The 24,117-nt window shown below is 57.1% G+C and carries 25 protein-coding genes; 6 read left to right on the forward strand and 19 right to left on the reverse strand.

The features are described 5' to 3' along the window. Positions 1-26 precede the first annotated feature (26 nt). The 7 genes from AC4OVS_RS11375 to sad all read right to left on the reverse strand — a co-directional run bounded on the left by AC4OVS_RS11375 (position 27) and on the right by sad (position 7,679). Entirely contained in the window at positions 27-1,478 is a 1,452-nt protein-coding gene (locus tag AC4OVS_RS11375) for a tagaturonate reductase (protein ID WP_048965758.1), read from the reverse strand. Positions 1,479-1,594: 116 nt separating this feature from the next. Continuing rightward, positions 1,595-2,122: a GNAT family N-acetyltransferase gene (locus tag AC4OVS_RS11380; protein ID WP_032624259.1), complete on the reverse strand. Its 528-nt coding sequence runs from the start codon at positions 2,120-2,122 to the stop codon at positions 1,595-1,597. Positions 2,123-2,204: 82 nt separating this feature from the next. Next, positions 2,205-3,170: a sensor domain-containing diguanylate cyclase gene (locus tag AC4OVS_RS11385; protein WP_045308109.1), complete on the reverse strand. Its 966-nt coding sequence runs from the start codon at positions 3,168-3,170 to the stop codon at positions 2,205-2,207. Positions 3,171-3,228: 58 nt separating this feature from the next. Continuing rightward, complete coding sequence (locus AC4OVS_RS11390; RefSeq protein ID WP_048965757.1) at positions 3,229-3,591, reverse strand: DUF4186 domain-containing protein; 363 nt, start codon at positions 3,589-3,591, stop codon at positions 3,229-3,231. Beyond that, positions 3,591-4,517, reverse strand: a complete 927-nt coding sequence (gene glsB, locus AC4OVS_RS11395; RefSeq protein WP_022648113.1) for a glutaminase B — start codon at positions 4,515-4,517, stop codon at positions 3,591-3,593. The genes AC4OVS_RS11390 and glsB overlap by 1 nt, the downstream gene beginning before the upstream one ends. 62 nt (positions 4,518-4,579) lie before the next feature. Beyond that, a complete protein-coding gene (locus AC4OVS_RS11400) occupies positions 4,580-6,169 on the reverse strand; it encodes a methyl-accepting chemotaxis protein (protein WP_038416053.1) in 1,590 nt (529 codons plus the stop codon). A 127-nt stretch (positions 6,170-6,296) separates the two neighbouring features. Next, the gene (sad, locus tag AC4OVS_RS11405) at positions 6,297-7,679 is read right to left on the reverse strand and encodes a succinate-semialdehyde dehydrogenase (protein ID WP_038416052.1); all 1,383 of its coding nucleotides are present in this window, start codon (positions 7,677-7,679) and stop codon (positions 6,297-6,299) included. A 99-nt stretch (positions 7,680-7,778) separates the two neighbouring features. On the opposite strand from sad, the gene ptrR reads away from it, so the two are divergent. Further along, positions 7,779-8,657 (forward strand): putrescine utilization regulator PtrR, encoded by an 879-nt coding sequence (ptrR, locus tag AC4OVS_RS11410; protein WP_045622741.1) that lies wholly within the window; start codon positions 7,779-7,781, stop codon positions 8,655-8,657. On the opposite strand, the gene AC4OVS_RS11415 is transcribed toward ptrR, so the two are convergent. The 3 genes from AC4OVS_RS11415 to AC4OVS_RS11425 form a co-directional block, all read right to left on the reverse strand. Continuing rightward, entirely contained in the window at positions 8,611-9,093 is a 483-nt protein-coding gene (locus tag AC4OVS_RS11415; protein ID WP_032622224.1) for a GNAT family N-acetyltransferase, read from the reverse strand. The genes ptrR and AC4OVS_RS11415 overlap by 47 nt on opposite strands. Positions 9,094-9,155: 62 nt before the next feature. Next, on the reverse strand, positions 9,156-9,968 hold the full coding sequence (locus tag AC4OVS_RS11420) for a PhzF family phenazine biosynthesis protein (RefSeq protein ID WP_491922415.1): 813 nt from the start codon (positions 9,966-9,968) through the stop codon (positions 9,156-9,158). A gap of 22 nt (positions 9,969-9,990) precedes the next feature. Then, complete coding sequence (locus AC4OVS_RS11425) at positions 9,991-10,779, reverse strand: PhzF family phenazine biosynthesis protein (protein WP_063137745.1); 789 nt, start codon at positions 10,777-10,779, stop codon at positions 9,991-9,993. A 176-nt stretch (positions 10,780-10,955) separates the two neighbouring features. On the opposite strand from AC4OVS_RS11425, the gene AC4OVS_RS11430 reads away from it, so the two are divergent. Next, positions 10,956-12,152, forward strand: coding sequence for a sugar transporter (locus tag AC4OVS_RS11430; protein WP_063853637.1), 1,197 nt, complete (start codon positions 10,956-10,958; stop codon positions 12,150-12,152). Positions 12,153-12,245: 93 nt separating this feature from the next. Here AC4OVS_RS11430 and AC4OVS_RS11435 read toward each other — a convergent pair whose 3' ends face one another. Then, positions 12,246-12,911, reverse strand: coding sequence for a MarC family NAAT transporter (locus AC4OVS_RS11435; RefSeq protein WP_491922416.1), 666 nt, complete (start codon positions 12,909-12,911; stop codon positions 12,246-12,248). Positions 12,912-13,167: 256 nt separating this feature from the next. Here AC4OVS_RS11435 and marR point away from each other — a divergent pair, with 256 nt between their 5' ends. From marR to marB, 3 genes are read left to right on the forward strand one after another with little or no spacing between them, the layout of a single operon-like run. Further along, entirely contained in the window at positions 13,168-13,602 is a 435-nt protein-coding gene (gene marR / locus AC4OVS_RS11440; protein ID WP_020884159.1) for a multiple antibiotic resistance transcriptional regulator MarR, read from the forward strand. 20 nt (positions 13,603-13,622) lie between these two features. After that, positions 13,623-14,003, forward strand: coding sequence for an MDR efflux pump AcrAB transcriptional activator MarA (gene marA / locus AC4OVS_RS11445; protein ID WP_491922759.1), 381 nt, complete (start codon positions 13,623-13,625; stop codon positions 14,001-14,003). A gap of 32 nt (positions 14,004-14,035) precedes the next feature. Then, positions 14,036-14,251 (forward strand): multiple antibiotic resistance protein MarB, encoded by a 216-nt coding sequence (gene marB, locus AC4OVS_RS11450; protein ID WP_003857184.1) that lies wholly within the window; start codon positions 14,036-14,038, stop codon positions 14,249-14,251. A 38-nt stretch (positions 14,252-14,289) separates the two neighbouring features. Here marB and eamA read toward each other — a convergent pair whose 3' ends face one another. Beyond that, the gene (eamA, locus tag AC4OVS_RS11455) at positions 14,290-15,189 is read right to left on the reverse strand and encodes an O-acetylserine/cysteine exporter (RefSeq protein WP_023330139.1); all 900 of its coding nucleotides are present in this window, start codon (positions 15,187-15,189) and stop codon (positions 14,290-14,292) included. 193 nt (positions 15,190-15,382) lie between these two features. On the opposite strand from eamA, the gene ydeE reads away from it, so the two are divergent. Next, on the forward strand, positions 15,383-16,600 hold the full coding sequence (gene ydeE, locus AC4OVS_RS11460) for an efflux MFS transporter YdeE (RefSeq protein ID WP_491922417.1): 1,218 nt from the start codon (positions 15,383-15,385) through the stop codon (positions 16,598-16,600). Positions 16,601-16,646: 46 nt separating this feature from the next. On the opposite strand, the gene zinT is transcribed toward ydeE, so the two are convergent. The 7 genes from zinT to AC4OVS_RS11495 all read right to left on the reverse strand — a co-directional run bounded on the left by zinT (position 16,647) and on the right by AC4OVS_RS11495 (position 24,087). After that, positions 16,647-17,285: a metal-binding protein ZinT gene (zinT, locus tag AC4OVS_RS11465; RefSeq protein ID WP_046621665.1), complete on the reverse strand. Its 639-nt coding sequence runs from the start codon at positions 17,283-17,285 to the stop codon at positions 16,647-16,649. Positions 17,286-17,337: 52 nt separating this feature from the next. Then, positions 17,338-18,036: an urea ABC transporter ATP-binding subunit UrtE gene (gene urtE, locus AC4OVS_RS11470; RefSeq protein WP_491922418.1), complete on the reverse strand. Its 699-nt coding sequence runs from the start codon at positions 18,034-18,036 to the stop codon at positions 17,338-17,340. A gap of 9 nt (positions 18,037-18,045) precedes the next feature. After that, entirely contained in the window at positions 18,046-18,843 is a 798-nt protein-coding gene (gene urtD / locus AC4OVS_RS11475) for an urea ABC transporter ATP-binding protein UrtD (RefSeq protein ID WP_491922419.1), read from the reverse strand. Beyond that, on the reverse strand, positions 18,843-19,916 hold the full coding sequence (urtC, locus tag AC4OVS_RS11480; protein WP_023306186.1) for an urea ABC transporter permease subunit UrtC: 1,074 nt from the start codon (positions 19,914-19,916) through the stop codon (positions 18,843-18,845). Before urtC ends, urtD begins: the two co-directional genes overlap by 1 nt. Further along, positions 19,916-21,490 carry an urea ABC transporter permease subunit UrtB gene (gene urtB / locus AC4OVS_RS11485; RefSeq protein WP_491922420.1) on the reverse strand — a complete coding sequence of 525 codons (1,575 nt, stop codon included), beginning with the start codon at positions 21,488-21,490 and terminating at the stop codon, positions 19,916-19,918. The genes urtC and urtB overlap by 1 nt, the downstream gene beginning before the upstream one ends. 22 nt (positions 21,491-21,512) lie before the next feature. Continuing rightward, entirely contained in the window at positions 21,513-22,784 is a 1,272-nt protein-coding gene (gene urtA, locus AC4OVS_RS11490; RefSeq protein ID WP_022648096.1) for an urea ABC transporter substrate-binding protein, read from the reverse strand. Between the two features lie 199 nt (positions 22,785-22,983). Next, positions 22,984-24,087, reverse strand: a complete 1,104-nt coding sequence (locus AC4OVS_RS11495) for a cobalamin-independent methionine synthase II family protein (protein WP_023300089.1) — start codon at positions 24,085-24,087, stop codon at positions 22,984-22,986. Positions 24,088-24,117 lie beyond the last annotated feature (30 nt).

Below are 24,117 nucleotides of genomic sequence, written 5' to 3' on the forward strand. Positions count from 1 at the left end.
AACCCGGCAAACGCCGGGCATTATGATTAGCAGAGCGGTTTCACCGCCTCGCGCATGCCTTTGCTTAAAATTGCATCCAGATCCTGCGCAACCTGGTCTACCAGTCCGTTCACCAGAGTGAGATCCTGTTCCCAGTGCTCGCTCACGCTTAACACCGACGATACCAGTTCACGGGTAGTGACTTGTTTGTCGTGATGTTGCGTCCACAGCTGCTGGTAACGTTCAAGCCAGTGCGCATCGTCCTGCACCGGATAGCGCTCACCGTTGCGCTCGGCACGGTAAAATGCAATCAGCGCCGCCAGGGCAAAGGTCAGACGTGCTGGCAGTTCACCGGTCGCCTTCTGCCCTGCCAGCAGTTGCGGCAGAATGCGGGTGCGGTACTTTGTCATCCCGTTCAGTGCAATCGACAGCAGCTGATGCTTAATGTACGGATTACGAAAACGCCCCGTTACGGCACTGGCGAAGGAGTGCAGCTCATCGCGCGGCAGATCCAGGACCGGAATAATCTCTTCATAAATAGCCTTCTCTACGAACGCGCAAATCTCCCCGTCGTTCATGGCTTCCCCTACCGTATCCAGCCCGGCCTGAAAAGCGACCGGAACCAGCGCCGTGTGTGCGCCGTTGAGGATCGCCACCTTACGCTCTTTATAAGGTTTGATGTCGTCAACAATCAGGACGTTGAGCGGGTATTTATCCAGGCGCAATTCAGCTGAAAGTGATTTTGGCCCCTGAATAACAAACAGGTAGAAATGTTCTGCCGTGTCGAGGAAGCTGTCGTGATAGCCCAGCCCGGCTTCCAGCTCTGCCACCTCATCACGCGGATAGCCGGTAACAATGCGGTCAACCAGCGTCGAGCAGAAGGTGTTAGCGTTATTCAGCCACGCAATGAATGCCGCTGGCAGCGCCCACTCCTGTGCATAGCGCAGCACCAGTTCACGCAGGGCATCGCCGTTATAGTCGATAAGCTCACAAGGAATGATGATCCAGCCTTTATCCGCAGCCCCGTTAAAGTGGGTAAAGCGTTCGAACAGCAGACGCGTCAGTTTGGCCGGATAGCTGACAGCTGGCGCATCGTCAAACTTATCGCCCGCGTGATAGCCGATCCCCGCCTCCGTGGTATTGGAGAAGACAAACCGCATCTCCGGATTATGGGCGAGTTTCAGGAATTCATCGTACTGGCTGTAGACGCTGATTTCACGATTCACGGAACGAATAAGACGCGCATCGCTTACCGCATCCCCCTCCTCATTCAGACCACGAATAATCGTGGTATACAGACCATCCTGGGTGCTCAGCGACGGCGGAAAATCACTCTGGATCGGCCGTACAATCACCACACCTGCATTGAGATCGGTATGCTCGTTTAAGAGGTCGATTTGCCAGTCAACGAACGCGCGGAGGAAGTTACCTTCGCCAAACTGGATGATACGTTCAGGGTAGCGCGCACCGGGGAAATCACGACGGTTGAGTGTGTTCACAATGGAGGTCCTTTATAATTAGTCATACAGCCTGATAAGATTGGTGTGATAACTTATCAAAACTTCAGGACCAGAACCCCTGTCTGGATCAACTCAGGACGCGATGGTGAAAAATATCAAAGAAATTTATAGAACACCGAGGTCGCCGTCATGTCCCCGTTCGGCATCAGGGCGTAGCGTGGGATCTCCCCCGCCTTTTGCCAGCCCGCTCTCTGATAAAACGTCTCCGCGCCGCTGCCGGTCGAGGTATCAAGCACCAGCACCGTAAGCGCTTTTTCACGCGCAACCGCCTCCAGGGCTTCCATCAGCGCCATTGCCGCACCTTTACGGCGCGCCTTCTCATGTACCAGAAGTTTCGCGACATCTGCGCGGTGCGGCTGGTTTTCCGGCTGGTCGGTGATCAGCTGGACCGTGCCAACCAGCCCCTGCTCCGCGTCAAAACAGCCCAGGACGGTACGCTCGTCGCGCCCGACGCTGTCTGCGACGCCGAGCCAGAAGGTTTGGGCTTTCTCGGGAGAAAAAGGCAGCATAAAGCTGACGGAGGCGCCGCCGTTGACACAGTTGACGAGGATATCGCTCAGGGCATCAATGTGGCTGAGGATGTCCTGTCGGGAGAGAGGTTTAATCAGCATGGGAGAGTTCATTGCGCGTCCTTAGGTTGAATCTCTCCACTTTGCTATTAACATTTTTGTTACGCAATAAGCGATGACATAGGATTTCGTTATGTCATTTTTCGCCGTGATGTTGCCGCTTCATGGCGTACATTTGCGCATCTGCCTGTTTTAACCACGCCTGCATATCGTTGCGGTGATGATCGAACTCGCTCAGCCCCCAGGAGAACTGTAACGACCAGGGATGCAGCTGACGCGCGTTATACTTCTCCGTTTGTTCGACAAGATACTGCATGGCGATCCAGGCGCCAGGTTCATCGGTATCCGCAAATAGCACCGCGAACTCATCTCCCCCGAAACGCACCAGCATATCGGCCTCGCGGAATGAGGAGCGCATCAGGGCGGCCATCGCTTTCAGGGCCTTGTCGCCCTCCTGATGCCCGAAGCGATCGTTAATGGTTTTGAAATGGTCCAGATCCAGCCAGCCAAGCGTTAACGGTTCTGCCCTACGCTGCGAAACCGACAGTGCAAACTGCGCAAACTGGTTAAACCCGCGTCGGTTAAACAGGCCCGTGAGTTCATCGGTCGTGGCGGCGCTAACGGCTGCAAATTCATCTTCTGCCAGCGCGCTGAGATCGGCCAGTACGGCGGAATCCGCCGCGGTAAACTCACGCGGTGCGTAATCAATGAGACACAACGATCCTACGCACGCCCCGTCACGTAAACGCAGCGGGAAACCGGCATAAAAGCGCACGCCCGGATCTCCCGCCACCTGCGGATTATCCGCAAAGCGTTCGTCCAGCAGCGTGTCAGCCACCACCAGCGGCGCGTCACCCAGGATCGTATGACCACAAAACGAGAGATCGCGAGGCTGGCTGGCGAGTGCCCGCCCGTCGGCAGATTTCACGATCGCAGCGTGGTCATCCACCAGCGTAATCATCGCCAGCGGCACCCTGAAAAAGCGTGTTGCCAGCCGCGTGAGACGATCAAACGCGGGATAATTGTCGATCTCAAGCAGACCGGACTCGCGCAGCGCATTCATGCGCTCCGTTTCATTCACGGGAATTAGAGGTGCTTTCATGACGTCTCCTGACGCTGAGCATTAGTAAAAGCGTAGCTTAAACAGAGACATTGTCAGTTCAGGAGGCACGATTTACCTCAATGACCAGCCAATGATGGATCACGTTGACGATATACTGTTGCTGCTGCGCACTCAGCGGCACGCCCTGCGGGATAGCATGCCACTTAGCCAGACAGCCCCGGCAGCAGGTTGCCGTGGCATGCTGGGCGATAAAAACCGGATGGCCGCGCATCGGCGTCTGCTTACCGTCATTCACCGGGTGTGCAGGCGCCAGCCGCGCGGCGATAAAATCAGCGGCATGCTTATCGATAGTGTCCGCGCCCTTATCCCAGCAGTATTGCCGCTCTTTCATCCCTAAATGAAATCGTGAACGAAACGTGGAGCGAGCCAGGCGCGTGAACAGAGGATCTAACGTGGACATCAGTATACGGACCGCCCAAGGCGTTTGGTCAGCTGTTCCAGCGCCGCGACGCCCGCCAGTGAGTTGCCGGTCTCGTCCAGTTCCGGGCTCCAGACGGCAATCGCCATCTCGTGCGGAACAATGGCCACGACGCCACCGCCAACGCCGGATTTAGCCGGCAGCCCCACGCGCCAGGCAAACTCCCCGGCGTTCTGATACATTCCGCTGGTTGCCATTAAGGCGTTGATCTGCCGGGCCTGCATCGGGGAGACAACGTCCTCGTCCAGATGCGGGGCATGGCCCTGATGCGCCAGAAACAGAAAAGTCTGCGCCAGTTCAACGCAGTTCATCTTCAGGGCGCAGTAATGAAAATAGTTTTGCAGAACCGTGGCGACATCATTATGAAAGTTGCCGAAGGACTTCATCAGCCAGGCGATGGCGGCGTTACGTGCAGAGTGTTCAAACTCAGAGCGCGCTACCACCGGATCGTAGGCGATGTCCTGCACGCCGGAAAGCTGCCGCACAATCTGGAGCATACGCTGGCGCGGCGCGCTCAGCCGGCTTTGCAGCATATCGCACACCACCAGCGCCCCGGCGTTGATAAACGGGTTGCGCGGCTTACCCTGTTCGATTTCAAGCTGGAGAAGGGAGTTGAAGGGCTGACCGGAGGGATCTTTGCCCACCCGCTGCCAGATCTCCTGCTCGTCATACTGGCGCATGGCGGCAACGAGGCTAAGCACTTTTGAGATCGACTGAATTGAAAAGCGCTCCAGTGCATCTCCCGCCTGAAAACGCTGCCCGTCGACAGTACAAATGGCGATGCCGAGCTTATTACCGCTGATCGAGGCCAGCGCGGGAATGTAATCGGCAACCTTACCCTGCCCCAGTAACGGACGAACCTGCGCCAGAATCTCGTCCAGCATCTCATTATGGATGACCGCAGCCACACTTTGCTCCTTGCCCTCAGGCTAAAACGGGCTGCGAGTATAACAGAGGCTTATACGTCACGTCAGGCAGGGAGACGAAAACGCGAGACGGCCTGCAACAAAAGATCTGACTCCCGATGCAGGCGCTCAGAGGCATTCGACGCTTCGCTAACCAGCACATCTGTCTGACGCGATACCTGATTCAGCGCCTGAAGTTGGCGCGTCATCTGATGAATGCTTTCCCCCTGATTTAGAGTGGCCAGCGAAATATCATTCAGCAGGCTACTCAGATTGGCCACCAGCCCGGTGACCTGCTGGAGATTTTCTTCCAGACGGTTTACCACCTGAGAACCTTCTTCAATGCCCTGTAGCGAGTGGTTAATTAGCGACTGGATGGTTTGCGTAGAGTGACTGCTTTTTCTGGCCAGCAGCCCCACTTCACGGGCGACCACCGCGAACCCGCGCCCCTGTTCTCCCGCATGGGCGGCTTCAATGGCAGCGTTGAGGGCCAGAATATTGGTCTGAAACGCCACGCTGTCGATCATGGCGACGATCCCACGCATCTCTGAGGATCGGTCGACGATCGTCTGCATTGAGCCATTCACCGCTGTCATCATTTGCTCCCCGCCGACGGCAGCCTGTCGGGCTTCATCCGCGCGCGAGCGGGCGAGTTTTGCATAACCCGTGTTCCCCTCAACGTGGGTTTCGAGATCGGCGATATGCGCGGTCACTTCCTCCAGCTCTTTGGCCTGTCGCGTGGACTGCTGATAAAGCTTCTGGTTCCCCTGCGCAAGTGACCCGATATTTTCGACCATAGAGGTCGTGGCCTCGCTGACCTGAGTCACCAGTTGCTGGAGCCCGCGCTGCATGGCGGTAATACTGCCGCTGAGCTGGCTGATTTCACGGTTAAAACGCACAACGTCAGGGGGTATTCCCGACAAATCCCCTGCCGCAAGCTGGTTAATATGGACAATCAGACGGCGTAGCGGGGATATCACCCATTTCGCCATTGCAAACCAGACGGCAATGGCAATAGCCAGCAGCACCAGCGGCGCAAACAGGAAAAGCCGTTGCAGGCCTGAGAGCTGTTCCATGAGCGACTGACGCCCCTGTATCGCCTGCTTCTCACTCCGTTGCTGATAACGTGCAAAGTTGTCATTAAAATCGGTCTGAAACGCCTGGGCGGGTACGGCGAAAAAGAGGTCGATGCTGTTGGTTTTCACCAGCCCTTCCGCCTGCTCGCTAATGGCACCGAAGAACAGCTGATAGCTATTAACAAGCCCCTCGTCCTGCCGAGGATTAAGCGCGAGCCAGGCTTGCCATGCCTGCTGAGACGCCGCCAGGGATTTTTGCGCCTCGTCCATCAGGCTATGCCAGCTCCCTTCCGAACCGGTCTCTTTATCCTGCATAAAGTACACCCCGGAGCGGTTGAGCAGATCGCTCGCCGCAAGCAGCGAAATACGCGCCTGATCCAGTCTGCTCTGTTGCTGCCAGGCCAGCTGATTGCGCTGTTCGTTACGCTGGGCTTGATTCAGGGAAGCGGTAAGCAGGAAGGAGGATGAAAGTTGCAGGGCGGAGAAAAGGCCGATAATACAAAAGATGCCGGTCAGCAGGCCAAACTGACGAGGAAAAAAGCGCTGCGCAAGACGACGAAAAATTTGCGTTAGGTTCATAATTTTCTTCTGTAACAATACGTTAGACGCGAGCGAGTCTACGAAACGAAAATGACAGAACCATTGCAAAATAATGACAGGAAACGTGAATTGCCGGGTAGCGGCCTTGCCCTACCCGGCAACAACATTACACGCGATCCTTCCAGACCGTCTGAACGTTACAGAACTCATGCAGACCGAAATGTGAAAGCTCTCGCCCGAAGCCGCTCTTCTTCACTCCGCCAAACGCAACGCGCGCATCGCTTGCGCTGTAGCCATTGATAAAGACTCCGCCACACTCCAGCTCGCGAGAGAAGGTTTCAGCCAGCGCATCGTTCGCGGTAAAGACCGTCGCTGATAAGCCAAAGTCGCTGTCGTTAGCCAGCTGCAACGCGTGCGACGCATCATTGGCGACGGTAATCGCGGCCACCGGGCCAAACAGCTCCTGACGGAAGGCCGTCATCTGTGGGGTGACGTCGCCGAGTACGGTTGGCGCATAATAGTTACCGGTCCCGGCAAGCTTCTCGCCGCCGAGCAGCAGGGTCGCCCCTTCCGCCAGCGTAGCCTGTACCTGCTGATGCAGTTCATCGCGAAGATCAAATCGCGCCATCGGGCCAATATAGTTATCTTCCTCATCCGGTGCGCCCATTTTCAGCGCCTTGACCGCGTCAACAAAGCGTTGGGTAAAGGTGTCCGCCACGCCCGCTTCCACAATAAAGCGTTTCGCCGCCGCGCAAACTTGTCCGGTATTCTGATAACGTCCGGCCACGGCCGCGTTGACAGCCAGATCCAGATCGGCATCATTCAGAACGATAAACGGATCGGAGCCGCCCAGCTCCAGCACGCATTTCTTCAGCGCCGCGCCCGCCTGCGCGCCAATTGCCGCACCAGCCCGAACGCTGCCGGTTACGGTCACCGCCGCGATACGCCGATCGTTAATCGCCTGGCTGACGCCGTCATTTGTCGCGTTCACCCAGCCAAAGATCCCCTCCGGGAAACCGGCATCCGCGAACACCTTCCCGATAAGCTCCGCCGAGCCGAGCACATTTGGCGCATGTTTAAGCAGATAGCTGTTCCCTGCCAGCAGGATCGGCACCGCACCGCGCAGCACCTGCCAGAGCGGGAAGTTCCACGGCATCACCGCCAGAATAGGCCCCAGCGGACGGTACTCAATCACCGCATTGTCGACCTGGGTAGATTCCGGGCGCAGCATTGCCGGGCCGTATTCAGCGTACCAGTCGCAAAGGCTGGCGGACTTAGCCACCTCCGCACGCGCCTGCACAATGGGCTTGCCCATCTCCCGGGAGATAGTCTGCGCCATCTCTTCCGCACGGCTACGCAGCGCCGCACCCAGATCGCGAAGTTTTTGCGCCCGGTGCGCCACGCTTTCGCGTCGCCACTGACGAAAACCGGTATCCGCCTGCGCAATGGCACGCTCAACGTCACCGGACGTTGCCCACGGGTAAGCAGCCAGCGTTTCGCCGGTAGCCGGGTTGACAGAGTGGGCATGGGTAGCAGATGAATACGTCATGAAGTTCTCCATGTAATAACAGTTGATTGATTGTGGCCCACTCTGCTATTTCTTAAAAATGAATAATACTCACCACCTTGTTCACGAATCGAGAACGGTATGGACTTAACACAGCTTGAGATGTTTAACGCCGTCGCACTGACCGGCAGCATTACCCAGGCGGCGCAGAAGGTACACCGGGTGCCGTCAAATCTCACCACCCGCATCCGACAGCTTGAAGCGGATCTCGGTGTGGAGCTGTTTATTCGCGAGAATCAGCGCCTGCGGCTTTCCCCCGCCGGGCACAATTTTTTGCGCTACAGCAAACAGATCCTGGCGCTGGTCGACGAAGCGCGAATGGTCGTCGCCGGGGATGAACCGCAGGGATTATTCTCGCTCGGCGCGCTGGAAAGTACCGCCGCCGTACGCATTCCGGAAAGTCTGGCGCGGTTTAATCAGCGCTATCCGCGCATTCAGTTTGCGTTGTCCACCGGGCCTTCCGGTACGATGATTGACGGTGTGCTTGAGGGGACGCTCAGCGCCGCCTTTGTCGACGGGCCGCTCTCACACCCCGAACTGGAAGGAATGCCGGTTTACCGGGAAGAGATGATGCTGGTCACCCCTGCGGGCCATGCGGAAGTGTCAAAAGCCACGCAGGTGAGCGGTAGCGACGTGTATGCCTTTCGCGCCAACTGTTCCTACCGGCGTCATCTGGAGAGCTGGTTTCATGCTGACCGCGTAACGCCGGGAAGGATCCACGAGATGGAGTCCTACCACGGGATGCTCGCCTGCGTGATTGCCGGGGCAGGCATTGCGCTGATGCCCCGCTCCATGCTAGAGAGCATGCCGGGGCATCATCAGGTGGCGGCGTGGCCGCTGGCGGAAAACTGGCGCTGGCTCACCACCTGGCTGGTGTGGCGACGCGGGGCGATGACCCGCCAGCTTGAGGCGTTTATAGGGCTGCTAAACGAACGTCAGCCACCAGTGTCTTCTCCATAAACAGGCTCAGCGGATCCTCGTTGTAGGGGGCAAACGCGGGGCGCCGTTCGTATCCACACTGTTGATACAGACGAATAGCGGCGTGTTGTTTGATCCCCGTCTCCAGCCGGACGGTGTGGCAGCAGCGGCTGAGGGCTTCATCTTCCAGCGCCGCCAGTAATTTATCACCCAGCCGTTGCCCGCGATGGGTTGGATCAATATAGACCCGTTTCATTTCCCCGGTCCCGTCCCCGTTCAAAACAACAGCGCCACACCCGACAGCGTTAAGCTGAGTGTCACGAATAATCATCAGGATCAGCGAGTCGTCCGGCAGTTCGGTTAAATCCAGCAGATGATTACTTTCCGCGGGATAGAGAACACTTTGATAACGGTCCAGCGCCGTAATCAGGGCGAGAATATCTGGATGATGGGCGGATTCAGCGGTAATAGAATACATGGCAGGCTCCTTGTCGTTTTCGTTCAACATACCGCCCGCCCTGTATACCGGCGTCATAGTTTTTAATGATGACCGTAATCCTGGAGACGAAGGAAAATTTTCCCCTTCATATACAGCGTGGCCTGGCCGCCAATCAGCACGCGGTCGCCTTTCAGCTCGCAGCGCAGATCCCCGCCGCGCAAGGAGACCTGGCGGGCCGACATCTGCGTTGTTCCAAGCTTTTCGCTCCAGTACGGGATCAGCATGCTGTGCGCTGATCCCGTCACCGGATCCTCCGGTACCCCTTCCCCCGGGCAGAAGAAGCGGCTGACGAAATCATACTCATCCCCCGGCGCCGTAACGCAGACCATTTTCCCCAGCGGGAGCATGGCTGTGATATCCGGCGTCAGCGCCTCCACCTGCCGCTGGCTGTCGAGCACCACCATGTAATCGCGCCCTGAACGCACCTCTTTTGCCGCGTTAATGCCCAGCGCGCTGAACAGCACTGGGGGTGGAGTATCGACAACCTCGGTTGACCACGCCGGGAAATTCAGCGTCAGCCAGTCGCCGCTGCGTTGTACCGTCAGTTCGCCGACAAAGCGCGTGGTGAATGTGATTTCCGTATGTGGATAATCCAGGTATTCGAAAATAACGTGAGAAGCCGCGAGGGTTGCGTGGCCGCAGAGGTTAATTTCATCCTGCGTGGTAAACCAGCGCAGTTCAAACCCGTTATCCGTTCGGACAAAGAACGCCGTCTCTGACTGATTATGCTGCTTCGCCATCTTCAGCAACGTCTCATCCGGCAGCCACGCTTCCAGCGGACACACCGCCGCCGCATTGCCGCCGAACACCCTGTCGCTGAAGGCATCCACCAGATAAAAATCAATTTCCTGCATCGTTGGTTCCTCTTAGATTTATTCAGCGCAGAAATACTGTGCCCTTCAGATACAGCGCCGCCTGCCCGCCCATCCGCACGCGGTCGCCTTTCAGTTCGCAGCGTACGTCGCCACCACGGGCAGAAACCTGACGGGCAAACATCTGTGTTTTGCCAAGCTGTTCACTCCAGTAAGGGATCAGCATGGTGTGCGCGGAGCCGGTGACAGGATCTTCCGGCACGGCCACGCCCGGCGAGAAGAAACGACTGACAAAGTCGTATTCCCCCTCGTCCCGGGCGGTGACGGCCACTTTATGCTCCCCCGGCGTCATGGCGGAGAAATCCGGATTAATGGCTTCCACTTGCTCGCGGCTCTCCAGTACCAGCACCCAGGCGCGGCCTTTTCGCGCCTCGACGTAGTGGCTGATACCGAGTGCGGCGAGCATCTCCGGTGGCGGCGTCTGTGCCTGCGTCGGGCAGGCCGGGAAGTCCAGCGTCATCCAGTCACCTTCACGGCTGACGGTCAGGCGACCAGAAGCGGTGTCAAAATGAAGGCGAGAGTCCGGATAATCCAGTTCGTTAAACAGAACATACGCCGCGGCAAGCGTCGCGTGACCACACAGATTAACCTCGGTGAGCGTGGTGAACCAGCGCAGCTCAATCCCCCCTTTGGTGCACACAAAAAACGCGGTTTCCGACTGGTTATGCTGTTGTGCCATCCGCAGTAACGTCTCATCCGGCAGCCACGCGTCGAGCGGGCACACCGCCGCCGGGTTGCCGCCAAAGGAGGACTCGCTGAACGCATCTACCAGATAAAAATCAATCTCCTGCATCGTGTTACCGCCTGTTTTTGTTGTGTAGTTCTTTATCTTCAATGAAAACAACCGCGTTCGCTACCGCTGCATGAAGGTAAATTTTGTGATTCACATCACATAACGGTTGAGTTTTCGCCGTTTAAGGCTTTAAGATCGTCTCCTCATCTTTCAGGCAACGAATCCCAGATATCCCTATGACAACACACACGGTTTCCCGCAGGGTCGCGTGGCTACGCGTGGTCACGCTCGCCATCGCAGCGTTTATTTTCAACACCACGGAATTTGTTCCGGTTGGGCTGCTGTCCGACATTGCAGCCAGCTTCCATATGGAAACGGCACAGGTTGGCATTATGCTGACCATCTATGCATGGGTGGTAGCGCTGATGTCGCTGCCGTTTATGCTCCTGACCAGCCAGATGGAACGTCGTAAGCTGCTGATTGGGCTGTTTGTGATGTTCATTGCCAGCCATGTGCTGTCATTTATGGCATGGAACTTTACGGTGCTGGTGATCAGCCGCGTCGGCATCGCGTTTGCCCATGCCGTTTTCTGGTCGATCACCGCATCGCTCGCCATTCGTCTCGCCCCGGCGGGGAAACGCGCCCAGGCGTTGAGCCTGATTGCCACCGGAACGGCGCTGGCGATGGTGTTAGGCCTGCCGATCGGGCGCATTGTGGGTCAATACTTCGGCTGGCGCACCACCTTCTTTGCCATCGGCATGGGGGCGCTGATCACCCTGGTGTGTCTGATCAAACTGCTGCCAAAACTGCCCAGCGAACACTCCGGCTCGCTGAAAAGTCTGCCTCTGCTGATGCGTCGACCGGCGCTGATGAGCATCTATCTGCTGACCGTGATTGTGGTGACCGCCCATTACACGGCCTACAGCTATATTGAGCCGTTTGTTCAGGTTGTGGCGGGCTTTAGCGCTAACTTCGCCACCGTTCTGCTGCTGATCCTGGGCGGCGCGGGTATTATCGGCAGCATCCTGTTCGGGAAGCTGGGCAATAAGCACGCGTCTGCGCTTGTAAGCAGTGCGATTGGCCTGCTGCTGGCGTGCCTGCTGTTACTGATGCCTGCGGCAGGCAGCGAGAGTCATCTGGCGATCCTCAGTCTGTTCTGGGGCGTGGCGATCATGATTATTGGTCTGGGAATGCAGGTCAAAGTGCTGGCCCTGGCCCCGGACGCCACGGACGTGGCAATGTCGCTGTTCTCGGGAATTTTTAATCTGGGAATTGGGGCCGGTGCGCTGGTGGGAAATCAGATCAGCCTGCATGTATCGATGTCGGCCATTGGCTATCTCGGGGCGATTCCCGCGCTGATTGCGCTGATCTGGTCGGTGCTTATCTTCCGTAAATGGCCGGTCGCGATGGAAGAACAGACCAGCCACGGTTGACGTTTGTTATGCCGGGTGGCGGCTTCGGCCTACCCGGCCCAGGTTATTACGGACTTGTAGGCCGGGTAAGCGCAGCGCCACCCGGCAATGTCCTCAGTGATACGTCTTAATGATCTCCAGCACGCCGTTAATAATAAACTGCACGCCCATACAGACCAGCAGGAAGCCCATCAGACGGGAGATAGCTTCAATTCCCCCCTTGCCCACCCCGCGCATAATCGCCCCGGAGCTGCGCAATGACCCCCAGACGATAATGGCGATAAGCGCAAAAATGATCGGCGGCGCAACGGTAATAACCCAGTGCGGAAAAGTAACACCATCACGCACCGTTGAGGCGGAACTGATGATCATCGCAATCGTTCCCGGCCCCGCCGTGCTCGGCATGGCTAACGGCACAAACGCGATATTGGCGCTCGGTTCGCTTTCAAGCTCCTCCGATTTGCTTTTGGCTTCCGGCGATTCATGCGCTTTATGCGCCGGGAACAGCATCCGGAAACCAATAAACGCCACAATCAGCCCACCGGCGATACGCAGACCGGGAATCGAAATACCAAAAGTATTCATCACCAGTTGTCCGGCGTAATAAGCCACCATCATAATCGCGAAGACGTAAACGGAGGCCATCCTCGACTGCTGGTTGCGCTCCGCGCTGTTCATGTTACCCGCCAGCCCCAGAAAGAGCGCCACGGTCGTTAACGGGTTCGCCAGCGGAAGCAACACCACCAGCCCAAGCCCCACTGCTTTAATCAAATCCAACATAATGCACCGCAGTCCTTATCCTTATTCATTACCGCAATTATAGGGGGAAAGTCTCGTCCTGAGCTATCCGCGCAACGTAACCATAATTGTCCCGCGTAACTAATAACTCCAGATTATCTATATGATTTAAAAGCGTACAGAAAAAGTTCCTGAAGCGTTTTAGCAATTCGTGGCATCGGCTGATCCATTCAGTTGACTTATACTTGCCTGAGCAATAATATCTGCCGTGACTAAACTACTTGCCAGGGCAACCATTGTGAAAAGCACCAGTGATCTCTTTAACGACATAATCCCACTGGGTCGTCTTATTCATATGGTTAACCAGAAAAAAGATCGCCTGCTCAATGACTACCTGTCACCGCTGGATATCACCGCAACACAGTTCAAAGTGCTGTGTTCCATTCGCTGCGAAGTGTGTATCACGCCGGTTGAGCTGAAAAAGGTGCTCTCTGTCGATCTGGGTGCGTTAACCCGCATGCTGGATCGTCTCGTCTGCAAAGGATGGATAGAACGAAGCCCTAACCCGAATGACAAACGTGGCGTACTGGTGAAACTGACCAGCGATGGCGCGGCCATGTGTGAGCAATGTCATCAATTAGTAGGACAAACACTGCACCAGGAACTGACAAAAAACTTAACGGCAGATGAAGTGGCAACGCTTGAGCTTTTACTCAAGAAAATCCTGCCGTAAACAGAAAAAGAGGTATGACGATGTCCAGACGCAATACTGACGCTATCACCATTCATAGCATTTTGGACTGGATCGAAGATAACCTGGAATCTCCACTTTCCCTTGAGAAAGTGTCTGAGCGTTCAGGTTACTCAAAATGGCACCTGCAACGGATGTTTAAAAAAGAGACCGGCCATTCATTAGGACAATATATTCGCAGCCGTAAGCTGACGGAGATTGCCCAAAAACTGAAAGAAAGCAATGAGCCGATCCTCTATCTGGCGGAACGCTACGGATTTGAATCGCAACAAACCCTGACGCGTACGTTCAAGAACTACTTTGACGTGCCGCCTCATAAGTACCGTATTACCAGTATGCCGGGTGAATCCCGTTATCTGTATCCGCTAAAACATTACAGTTAATCATCGCCTGTTAAGACGTAACCGAGGAAATCATGAAATTTATCGCCTCCGCCGCCCTCACCTTGCTGGTGCTGGTTTCCGGCCAGAGCTTCGCGGAGCAAACCCCCAGTGCGGGGCAGCAAAATAATCGTGACACCATGATTATGCCGTCCACGCAAAACCAGTCGCCCTGGGACTTCAATCACATGGGCGCTGGCAGCGACAAATCCGACGAATTAGGCGTGCCGTATTATAATCACGACCTGTAATTCGTTTTTGCCCCGCTAATGCGGGGCTTTTTTCTGCCTTAACTCCGCACCCGCGTCGCCCGACGCACCCGCAAGCCAAAGACGTTGATATACAGCCCGGCCATAATCAGCCCTGCGCCACACAGTTGCAGCGCGCTGAGCGTTTCATCCAGCAACAGGGCGGCGCTGGCAAGCCCGACCACCGGTACCAGCAGCGATAACGGCGCCACGCGCCAGGTTTCATAGCGTCCGAGCAGCGATCCCCAGATGCCGTAGCCAATGATTGAGGCGACTAATGCCAGGTAGATCAGCGACAAAATGGTCGTCAGGTCGATCTCCACCAGGCTTTTCAGCATCACCTGCGGTCCATCCAGAATAAACGACGCGGCCATAAACGGCACAATGGGGATCAACGCGCTCCAGACCACCAGCGACATGATCCCAGGACGCGACTCATGCTGCATTATCAGCTTGTTAAAGATGTTGCCGCACGCCCAGCTAAGCCCCGCCGCCAGGGTGAGCATAAAGCCCAGCAGCGCGACATGCTGACCGTTGAGGCTGCCTTCTATCAGCACCAGCACGCCAAAGACCGCAAGGCTAATGCCCGCCAGCTGTTTGCCCTGCAAACGTTCGCCAAAGACAAACGCGCCGAGAATAATGGTAAAGAAAGCCTGCACCTGAAGCACCAGCGAAGCCAGACCCGCAGGCATACCGAATTTGATAGCGCAAAAAAGAAACGCAAACTGACCAAAGCTGATGGTGAGGCCGTAGCCCAGCAGAAGCTTCAGGGGAATCTTTGGGCGGGCAACGAAAAGCAGCGCCGGGAAGGCCACCAGCAGGAAGCGCAGACCCGCCAGCATGAGTGGAGGCATGTTGTGCAACCCCATTTTGATGACCACAAAATTGAGTCCCCACACCACGACAACCAGTAACGCTAACAGCCCGTCTTTCCGCGTCATTTTCCGCCCCTGAATTATTAAATTTTTGTAAACACTTCAAGGTAACAGAAAAAATACCCCCGCGAGAAGATCATTAATTCTGGTACTGAGGAGAAGCACTTGCGGATAAATTGGGTGCTATACAAGCTGCCGATCCCATGATAATCCTGTAATAACACAACAAAAAAAGCATAAGCATTTGTCGGGCAGGAAAATGAAACCATCAATCAGGCGCTCAACCGCAGCGCTGCTGGCATCGTCATTGTTATTAACAATTGGCCGCGGGGCAACGCTGCCCTTTATGACCATATATCTCACACGCGTGTACGATATGAGCGTGGAGAATATTGGCTATGCCCTTACCGTGGCGTTGACCATTGGCGTGGTGTTTAGCCTGGGGTTTGGCATCCTGGCGGACAAGTTCGACAAAAAACGCTATATGCTGGTCGCCATCGTGGCCTTTATCGCCGGGTTTATGGCCATTCCGCTGGTGAATAACGTGACGCTGGTGGTGTTGTTCTTTGCCCTGATTAACTGCGCCTATTCCGTCTTCTCAACGGTGCTGAAAGCGTGGTTTGCCGACGTGCTGACCTCCAGCGAAAAGGCGCGCGTTTTCTCACTCAACTACAGTTTCCTGAACATCGGCTGGACGATTGGGCCGCCGGTTGGCACTCTACTGGTGATGTACAGCCTGCAACTGCCGTTCTGGCTGGCGGCCTTCTGCGCCGCACTGCCGCTCGGGTTTATCCATTTCTTTGTGCAGAAAAGCGTAGCGTCTGACAGCGTGGAGGAAAAAGCGCCGTGGCAGCCCTCGGTGCTGCTGAAGGACCGGGCGCTGTTCTGGTACACGCTCTCCGGCCTGCTGGCGTCCTATGTGGGCGGATCGTTCGCCAGCTGCATTTCCCAGTATGTCCTCGCCGCGTATGCGGACAGCGATTTCGCAGAAAAGGTGGTGGCCGTTGTGTTGCCCGTCAACGCGGTGGTGGTGGTCACCCTGCAATACGCGCTTGGCCGCAAGATCTCCGCCAGCAACATCCGCCCGCTAATGACAGCCGCAACGCTCTTTTTCATCCTCGGGCTGGGCGGGTTTATGCTTTCCGGCGAGAACCTGCTTTACTGGGGGATTGCGGCGGCGATTTTCACCCTGGGTGAAATTATTTATGCCCCGGGTGAATACATGCTGATCGACAATATCGCCCCGCCGGGCATGAAGGCGAGCTACTTCTCCGCCCAGGCGCTGGGCTGGCTGGGCGCGGCGGCGAACCCGATGATCACCGGGCTCATCCTGACCCATCTGCCGCACTGGTCGTTATTTATTATTATGATGGCCGCTATTATTGCGGCGTGGCTGATGGTTTTGCGCGGGATGCGCGTGAAAAGTGAAGATAGCGTGTCGGGTGGCGCTGCGCTTACCCGACCTGGAAAACCCTAATCCCACGCCGGGTAAGGCTAAGCCCCCACCCGGCAAATCCAACTGCCTAGTGGTGCAACATCTCCTGCACCACCTGCTCTTTGTACATCTCGTTCGGGTAGTAGGTCGGCCAGTTATCCATCTCTTTCAGCAGCGCCTCGTGGGAGGTGTTGCCCATAAAGATATGGAAGTGTGAAGAGGCTTTCGGCCCGATGGTATGATCGCTGAACTGCACAAACTTAGGCGCCTGGCTTGCCTTATCCTTACATTCAAACAGGTAGCGCACGCCTTTTTTCCCCGACGCATAGGTCAGAATTTTATAGCCGCTGTAGTCGTAGCGGCAGCTGCTCACCGTTTTGCCTCTGTGGAATTCCATCACGTTGTTTTCAATGCCGATGGCGTCCACGTCCGTCGCGTAGCCCTTACGGTAGTAGGCTTTCACCTCGGCAGCGGATTTATCCCCCTTCTGCGCTTTCTTTTCGAAAACCGGATCCAGCGAACCATCAAGCAGGAACGGGTAAACGGACTGCCAGGTCCCGTCCCAGTCAGACAGCGTCCTGTCCCTGACGTCTTTATCCTCAAAGACGCCGTTTGCCGCCTTCTGTTCCGCCTCCGTCATCTGATGACCGTGCGAATGGGCAAAAAGCGAGCCGCTTACCAGCAGCGTTCCCAGAGTCAGCGCAATTTTTCCAAGTTGTGCAGCCACAGCAAAACCCTCATTCCGTGTTATAAGAATGAGGATGTTATAGTATAACATTTCAGATCGCAACCAGTCCGCGAACCCCCTCCTGCTCCATGTTCTCACCGCGCCCCTGCTGGACAATGCTGCCGCGCGACATCACCAGATAGCTGTCGGCCAGCTCCGCCGCAAAATCATAAAACTGCTCCACCAGCAGGATCGCCATATCCCCCCGGTTCGCCAGGCTGCGGATCACCTGCCCAATCTCTTTAATCACCGACGGCTGTATACCTTCCGTGGGTTCATCCAGGATCAGTAACCGTGGACGGCTCGCCAGCGCGCGACCAATCGCCAGCTGCTGCTGCTGACCACCGGAAAGATCGCCTCCGCGACGGTGTTTCATCTCCTTAAGCACCGGGAAAAGCTGCCAAATCTCCTCCGGCACGCTCCTTGCGTTTCCCGCGGAGAAGCGCGACAGTCCCATCAGCAGGTTTTCTTCTACGGTCAGACGCGGAAAAATCTCCCGCCCCTGCGGAACATACGCCACGCCGGACTGCACCCGCTGGTGCGGTTGACTGTGAGTGATGGTCTTTCCCTGCCAGACCACCTCCCCGGCTTTCACCGGGATCAGCCCCATCAGGCACCTCAGCAGTGTGGTTTTCCCCACCCCGTTGCGCCCCAGCAGGCAGGTAACTTCCCCGACCACCGCCTCAAAGCTCACCCCGCGCAGAATATGGCTTCCGCCGTAGTACTGATTCAGCTCGTTAACCTGTAACATCCCCTCTCCTTAGCGTCCCAGATAGACGTCGATCACCTGCTCATTGGCCTGTACCTCGCGAAGCGAGCCTTCTGCCAGTACGCGCCCCTGATGCAGCACCGTGACGTGGTCGGCGATGGTCTCGACGAAGCCCATATCGTGCTCAACCACCATCAGCGAATGCTTGCCTGCCAGAGTTCGGAACAGCTCGGCTGTGTATTCCGTCTCTGCGTCGGTCATACCGGCGGCGGGTTCGTCCAGCAGCAACAGATGCGGATCCTGCACCAGCAGCATGCCGATCTCCAGAAACTGCTTCTGCCCGTGGGAAAGCAGCCCGGCGCGGCGATCGCGCTCGCAGCCAAGCCGCAGCAAACCCAACATCTCGTCAATGCGGTCGCGCTGCTCGCCGCTGAGTGTTGCCCGCAGGCTCGCCCAGACGGACCTGTCGGCTTTCATGGCGATTTCGAGGTTTTCCCCTACGGTCAGCGCTTCAAACACGGTCGGTTTCTGGAACTTACGGCCAATGCCCTGACGGGCAATGGCCGCCGGTTCAAGGGCTGTCAGATCGATGGACTGATCGTAAATAGCCTTCCCGCTTTTTGGCCGGGTTTTGCCGGTGATCACGTCCATCAGCGTAGTTTTACCGGCGCCGTTAGGGCCAATGATGCAGCGCAATTCTCCAATGCCGATATTAAGTGAGAGATCGGTCAACGCCTGAAAACCATCGAAACTGACGTTAATGGCCTCGAGCTGTAACACCGGATCGGTCTGCTCACGGTAACGATCGCCCGGTAGCTGGCGGGTAAAGAGTCCTTCAGAGGGCTGCATTAATTCTCTCCCTTACGAAACAGACCGAACACGCCGCGCGGTAAAAAGAGCGTCACGGCGATGAAAATCAGCCCAAGAAACAGTTGCCAGTACTCCGGCATCGCCACGGTGAAAAAGCTCTTCGCACCATTGACCAGCGCCGCACCAATCACCGGGCCTACCAGGGTGCCGCGCCCGCCCAGCGCCACCCAGATGGCCGCTTCAATCGAGTTGGTCGGCGACATTTCACCTGGGTTGATAATACCCACCTGCGGAACGTACAGCGCCCCCGCCAGACCACACAGTACGGCGGAAAGCGTCCAGACCAGCAGCTTGAAGCCGCGCGGATCGTAGCCGCAGAACGTCAGACGGTTTTCCGCATCGCGCACCGCCGTTAAAATGCGGCCAAACTTACTCTTCGCCAGCGCGTAGCCTGTGCCCAGGGCCAGAAGCAGCAGCATGACCGTTGCGAGAAACAGCGCGATCCGCGTGGTGGTCGCCGTAACGGAAAACCCGAGCAGCGTGGTAAAGCCGGTAAAGCCGTTATTGCCGCCAAAACCGGTTTCGTTGCGAAAGAACAGCAGCATGCCCGCATAGGTCAGCGCCTGGGTCATGATGGAAAAATAGACCCCTTTGATCTTCGAGCGGAAAGCAAACCAGCCGAAGACCAGCGCCAGCAGGCCGGGGATCGTCACGATTAACACCAGCGCCCAGGCAAAATGCTGCGTTCCCCACCAGAACCAGGGCAGTTCGCTCCACGAGAGAAACGACATAAACGCGGGCAGCCCGTCCCCGGCCGCCTGGCGCATCAGGTACATGCCCATCGCATAGCCGCCCAGGGCGAAGAATATGCCGTGCCCCAGCGAGAGCATACCGGCATAGCCCCAGACCAGATCGAGGGCCACGGCGACAACCGCGTAGCAGAGGATCTTGCCGATAAGCGTCAACATCCACGTCGAAACGGCCAGCGGATGGGTGGCGGGTAACAGCGCGAGAAAAGGCAGCACCAGCAGCGCCGCAACCAGCAGACTGCCGAAGATTTGCGCAGTGCGCGGTGCCCTGCGCGCCAGTGTTAAGGTCAATGGCTGGCTCATCAGTCTGTCACCCTCCCTTTAAGTGCGAATAACCCCTGCGGACGTTTCTGGATAAACAGAATGATCGCCACCAGAATCAGGATCTTGCCCAGCACGGCGCCCATCTGCGGTTCAAGAATTTTATTGAAGATCCCCAGACCAAAGGCCGCCGCGACGCTACCGGCCAGCTGGCCGACGCCGCCGAGCACCACCACCAGGAACGAATCGATGATGTATCCCTGGCCCAGCTCCGGCCCCACGTTCCCCAGCTGGGATAACGCCACGCCGCCCAACCCGGCAATGCCGGACCCGAGGCCAAATGCCAGCATATCTACCCGTCCGGTGGGAACGCCGCAGCAGGCCGCCATGCTGCGGTTTTGCGTCACCGCCCGCACGTTGAGACCCAGACGCGTTTTGTTCAGAATGAGCCAGGTGAAGAACAGCACCAGCAGTACAAAGCCGAGCACCACAATACGGTTCCAGGGCAGCGTCAGGTTGGCGAAAACCTGCACCCCGCCGGACAGCCATGCCGGGTTAGCGACCTCAAGGTTCTGAGCGCCAAAGGTCATGCGGACCAGCTGGATAAGTATCAGGCTTATCCCCCAGGTGGCGAGCAGGGTTTCCAGCGGGCGGCCATAAAGATGGCGGATCACCGTGCGCTCCAGCACCATCCCGATGCCTGCGGTCAGGCAAAACGCCACCGGCAGCGCCACCACCGGATAAAGCGCCAGCCACTGAGGCATCCACTGCGCCATTACCTGCTGCACCATCCAGGTGGCATACGCCCCGAGCATCAGCATTTCACCGTGAGCCATGTTAATCACCCCCAGCAGACCATAGGTGATAGCCAGCCCGAGCGCGGCCAGCAAGAGTACCGACCCCAGCGACAGGCCCATGAAGGCCTGCCCCAGCAGTTCGCCCCACATCAGCCGGTGCTGAATACGCTCCAGGCTCTCAGCGGCGGCGGCACGTACCCGTGCGTCCGGCTCGGTTTGCGTCCGGGTGAACGGCGTCAGCGTGGCCTGCACGTCCGGATCGTCAGACTGTCCCAACAGCTCAACAGCCTTGAGCCGTACTTCAGTCTGTGGGCTCGTCAGCTGGAGGTTTGCCAGCGCCAGCATCAGCGACTGTCGGGCGACGTCGTCCGTTTCGCTACTGGCCCGCTGTTGCAGAAAGCCGAGCATATCCGGCCGGGCGTCACGCTGAAGTTGCCGCGCGGCATGACGCCTTTCGGTGACACTGTCACTGACAAGCTGATGCGTCGCCAGCGCCGTGACGGTTAACACGCGCAGTCGGTTGGTCAGCCGCACGGCTTTGGTCGTGCCTTCAGCGCTTTTTGCCGCGCCCAGGGCAACCATTTCGCCGTCGATGCGGGTAAATGCCTTCTTCTGGCTGTCGGTATAAAGGTTCTCCTGTTGCAGCGCCTTAAGCAGCGGCAAACGTGCAGGTTCCGGCGTGGCTGCCCAGCGGGTCAGCATGGCGGTTTGCTGGCTGCGGCTAGCGGCAACGAAATCATCGGCATCCGATGCCTGCGCCATCCCTGACAGCAGTCCGGTAAGCCACACAATCGCAATCATCATGCGTATGGCGTTCATGACGTCTCTCCCTGGTGGTGGCTTAGTTGCTGGCGGTTTTCATCGGCTGGTCAGGCTTTTTGTCATTCCCGGCGATAAACGGGCTCCACGGCTGAGCGCGTACCGGCTGTTCGGTTTGCCAGACGACGTTGAACTGGCCGTTGCCTTCAATTTCACCAATCATGACGGGCTTATGCAGGTGGTGGTTGGTGGCGTCCATGGTCAGCGTAAAGCCGGACGGCGCGTTGAACGACTGGCCCGCCATTGCCGCGCGCACTTTGTCCACGTCGGTTGTTCCCGCTTTTTCAACCGCCTGCGCCCACATATGCAGGCCAACGTAAGTCGCTTCCATCGGATCGTTGGTGACCACGGTATCGGCATTCGGCAGCTTATGGGCTTTCGCGTAGGCTTTGTAAGCCGCGACAAAGGTCTGGTTGGTCGGGTTGTCGACGGATTCAAAGTAATTCCACGCCGCCAGGTTACCCACCAGCGGTTTGGTATCAATGCCGCGCAGTTCTTCCTCACCCACCGAGAACGCCACCACCGGCACGTCCGTGGCTTTCAGCCCCTGGTTCGCCAGTTCTTTATAGAAAGGCACGTTGGAATCACCGTTGATAGTGGAGACCACCGCCGCTTTGCCGCCCGTGGAGAACTTTTTGATACTGGCGACAATGGTCTGGTAATCGCTATGACCAAATGGGGTGTAGACCTCTTCAATATCTTTATCTTCAACGCCTTTCGAGTGCAGGAAGGCGCGCAGGATCTTGTTCGTAGTGCGCGGGTAAACGTAGTCCGTACCCAGCAGGAAGAATCGCTTCGCGCTGCCGCCGTCCTCGCTCATCAGGTACTCCACCGCCGGGATCGCCTGCTGGTTAGGCGCCGCGCCGGTATAGAAGACGTTAGGTGACATCTCTTCACCTTCATACTGCACCGGATAGAACAGCAAACCGTTCAGCTCCTCAAAAACCGGCAGAACCGATTTACGCGATACGGAGGTCCAGCAGCCAAACACCACGGCGACCTTATCCTGGCTCAGAAGCTGGCGGGCCTTTTCGGCAAACAGCGGCCAGTTGGATGCCGGGTCAACCACCACCGGCTCCAGCTTTTTCCCGAGCACGCCGCCTTTAGCATTGATTTCATCGATGGTCATCAGGGCGACATCTTTCAGGGGCGTTTCTGAAATGGCCATCGTGCCGGAGAGAGAGTGCATAATCCCGACTTTAATGGTCTCTGCGGCCTGGACGCCAAAGCTCATTCCCATGGCGATGACGGAGGCGGACAAGGTGAACGCTTTAATAAAGGTACGACGGTGCATATTTTCACTCCTGAAAAGAAAGCTGTGCGAAGACGTCCGTTACCGCCGGACGCAGAAAAAAGTAACGCCAGTTTCAGGAGAGCAAAAACAGTGCCAGGTTGCAGAGACAGGATTTTAAAGGGATCGAAGAGAGGAGTGACGGGAAACGACTCAGAATGGTACAGCGCTGCACTGTAATAATGCAGCGCTGTAAACGGCGTTACCAGACGTCGCTGGCGATTTGCGTCACCAGGCGAACTTTATCCCACTGCTGGGCTTCGCTCAGGCTGTTACCCTCTTCCGTAGAAGCAAATCCGCACTGCGGGCTGAGGCAAATCTGCTCTTTCGCCACGTAGCGCGCAGCCTCTTCCAGACGCGCTTTCACCCCTTCCGGGTTCTCCAGTTCACCGTGTTTGGTGGTGATCAGCCCCAGAACCACCTGCTGTTTACCCGGGCGCACAAAACGCAGTGGCGCGAAGTCCCCGCTACGGTCGTTGTCGTACTCCAGGAAGAACGCGTCGACGTTCACCGTGCCGAACAGCACCTCCGCCACCGGCTCATAGCCGCCCTCGGAAATCCAGGTTGAGCGGAAGTTGCCGCGGCAGACGTGCAGCCCGACGGTCAGATCGTCCGGTTTGCCCTCCAGCGCCTTATTCAGCACCCGCGCATAGGTCCGGGCAAGTTCGTCTGCATCGTCACCGCGCTCGCGGATCTGGCGGCGCTGGTCCTCCGAACAAAGATAGGCCCAGACGGTGTCATCCAGTTGCAGATAGCGGCAGCCTGCATCGTAAAAGGCCCGAATGGCATCGCGCCAGGTGGTCGCCAGATCGTCAAAGTAATCCTTCAGATCCGGGTAGACCGTAGCATCAATATCCTTGCGGCCACCGCGGAAGTGCAGCACACTCGGGCTCGGAATGGTCATCTTCGGCTGTGCATTACCGCTAATGCTTTTGAGGTAGCGGAAATCTTCCAGCATAGGATGATCGCCGAAGCCCAGTTTGCCCGTTACGCGCACGCCATGGGCTTTAGTCTGCACCCCGTTGAACTGAATGCCCTGCTGGGAATCATAACGCTCCACGCCCTGTAGCCCGTCAAAGAAGTCAAAGTGCCACCAGGCGCGGCGGAATTCACCGTCCGTTACCACATGCAGACCGCAGGCGCACTGCTGCTCGACAACATGACGAATGGCCTCGTCCTCAACCGCGCGAAGCTGCCCGGCATCGATTTCACCGCTGGCAAATTGCAGACGGGCCTGTTTAATGGCATCCGGGCGTAAAAAACTGCCGACTACATCGGCGCGGTACGGGGCATGGTGTCGCTGCATGGAAATCTCCTCTGTCTGTCGGCGTTAATT

It is taken from the genome of Enterobacter sp. 4974935, assembly GCF_058661735.1.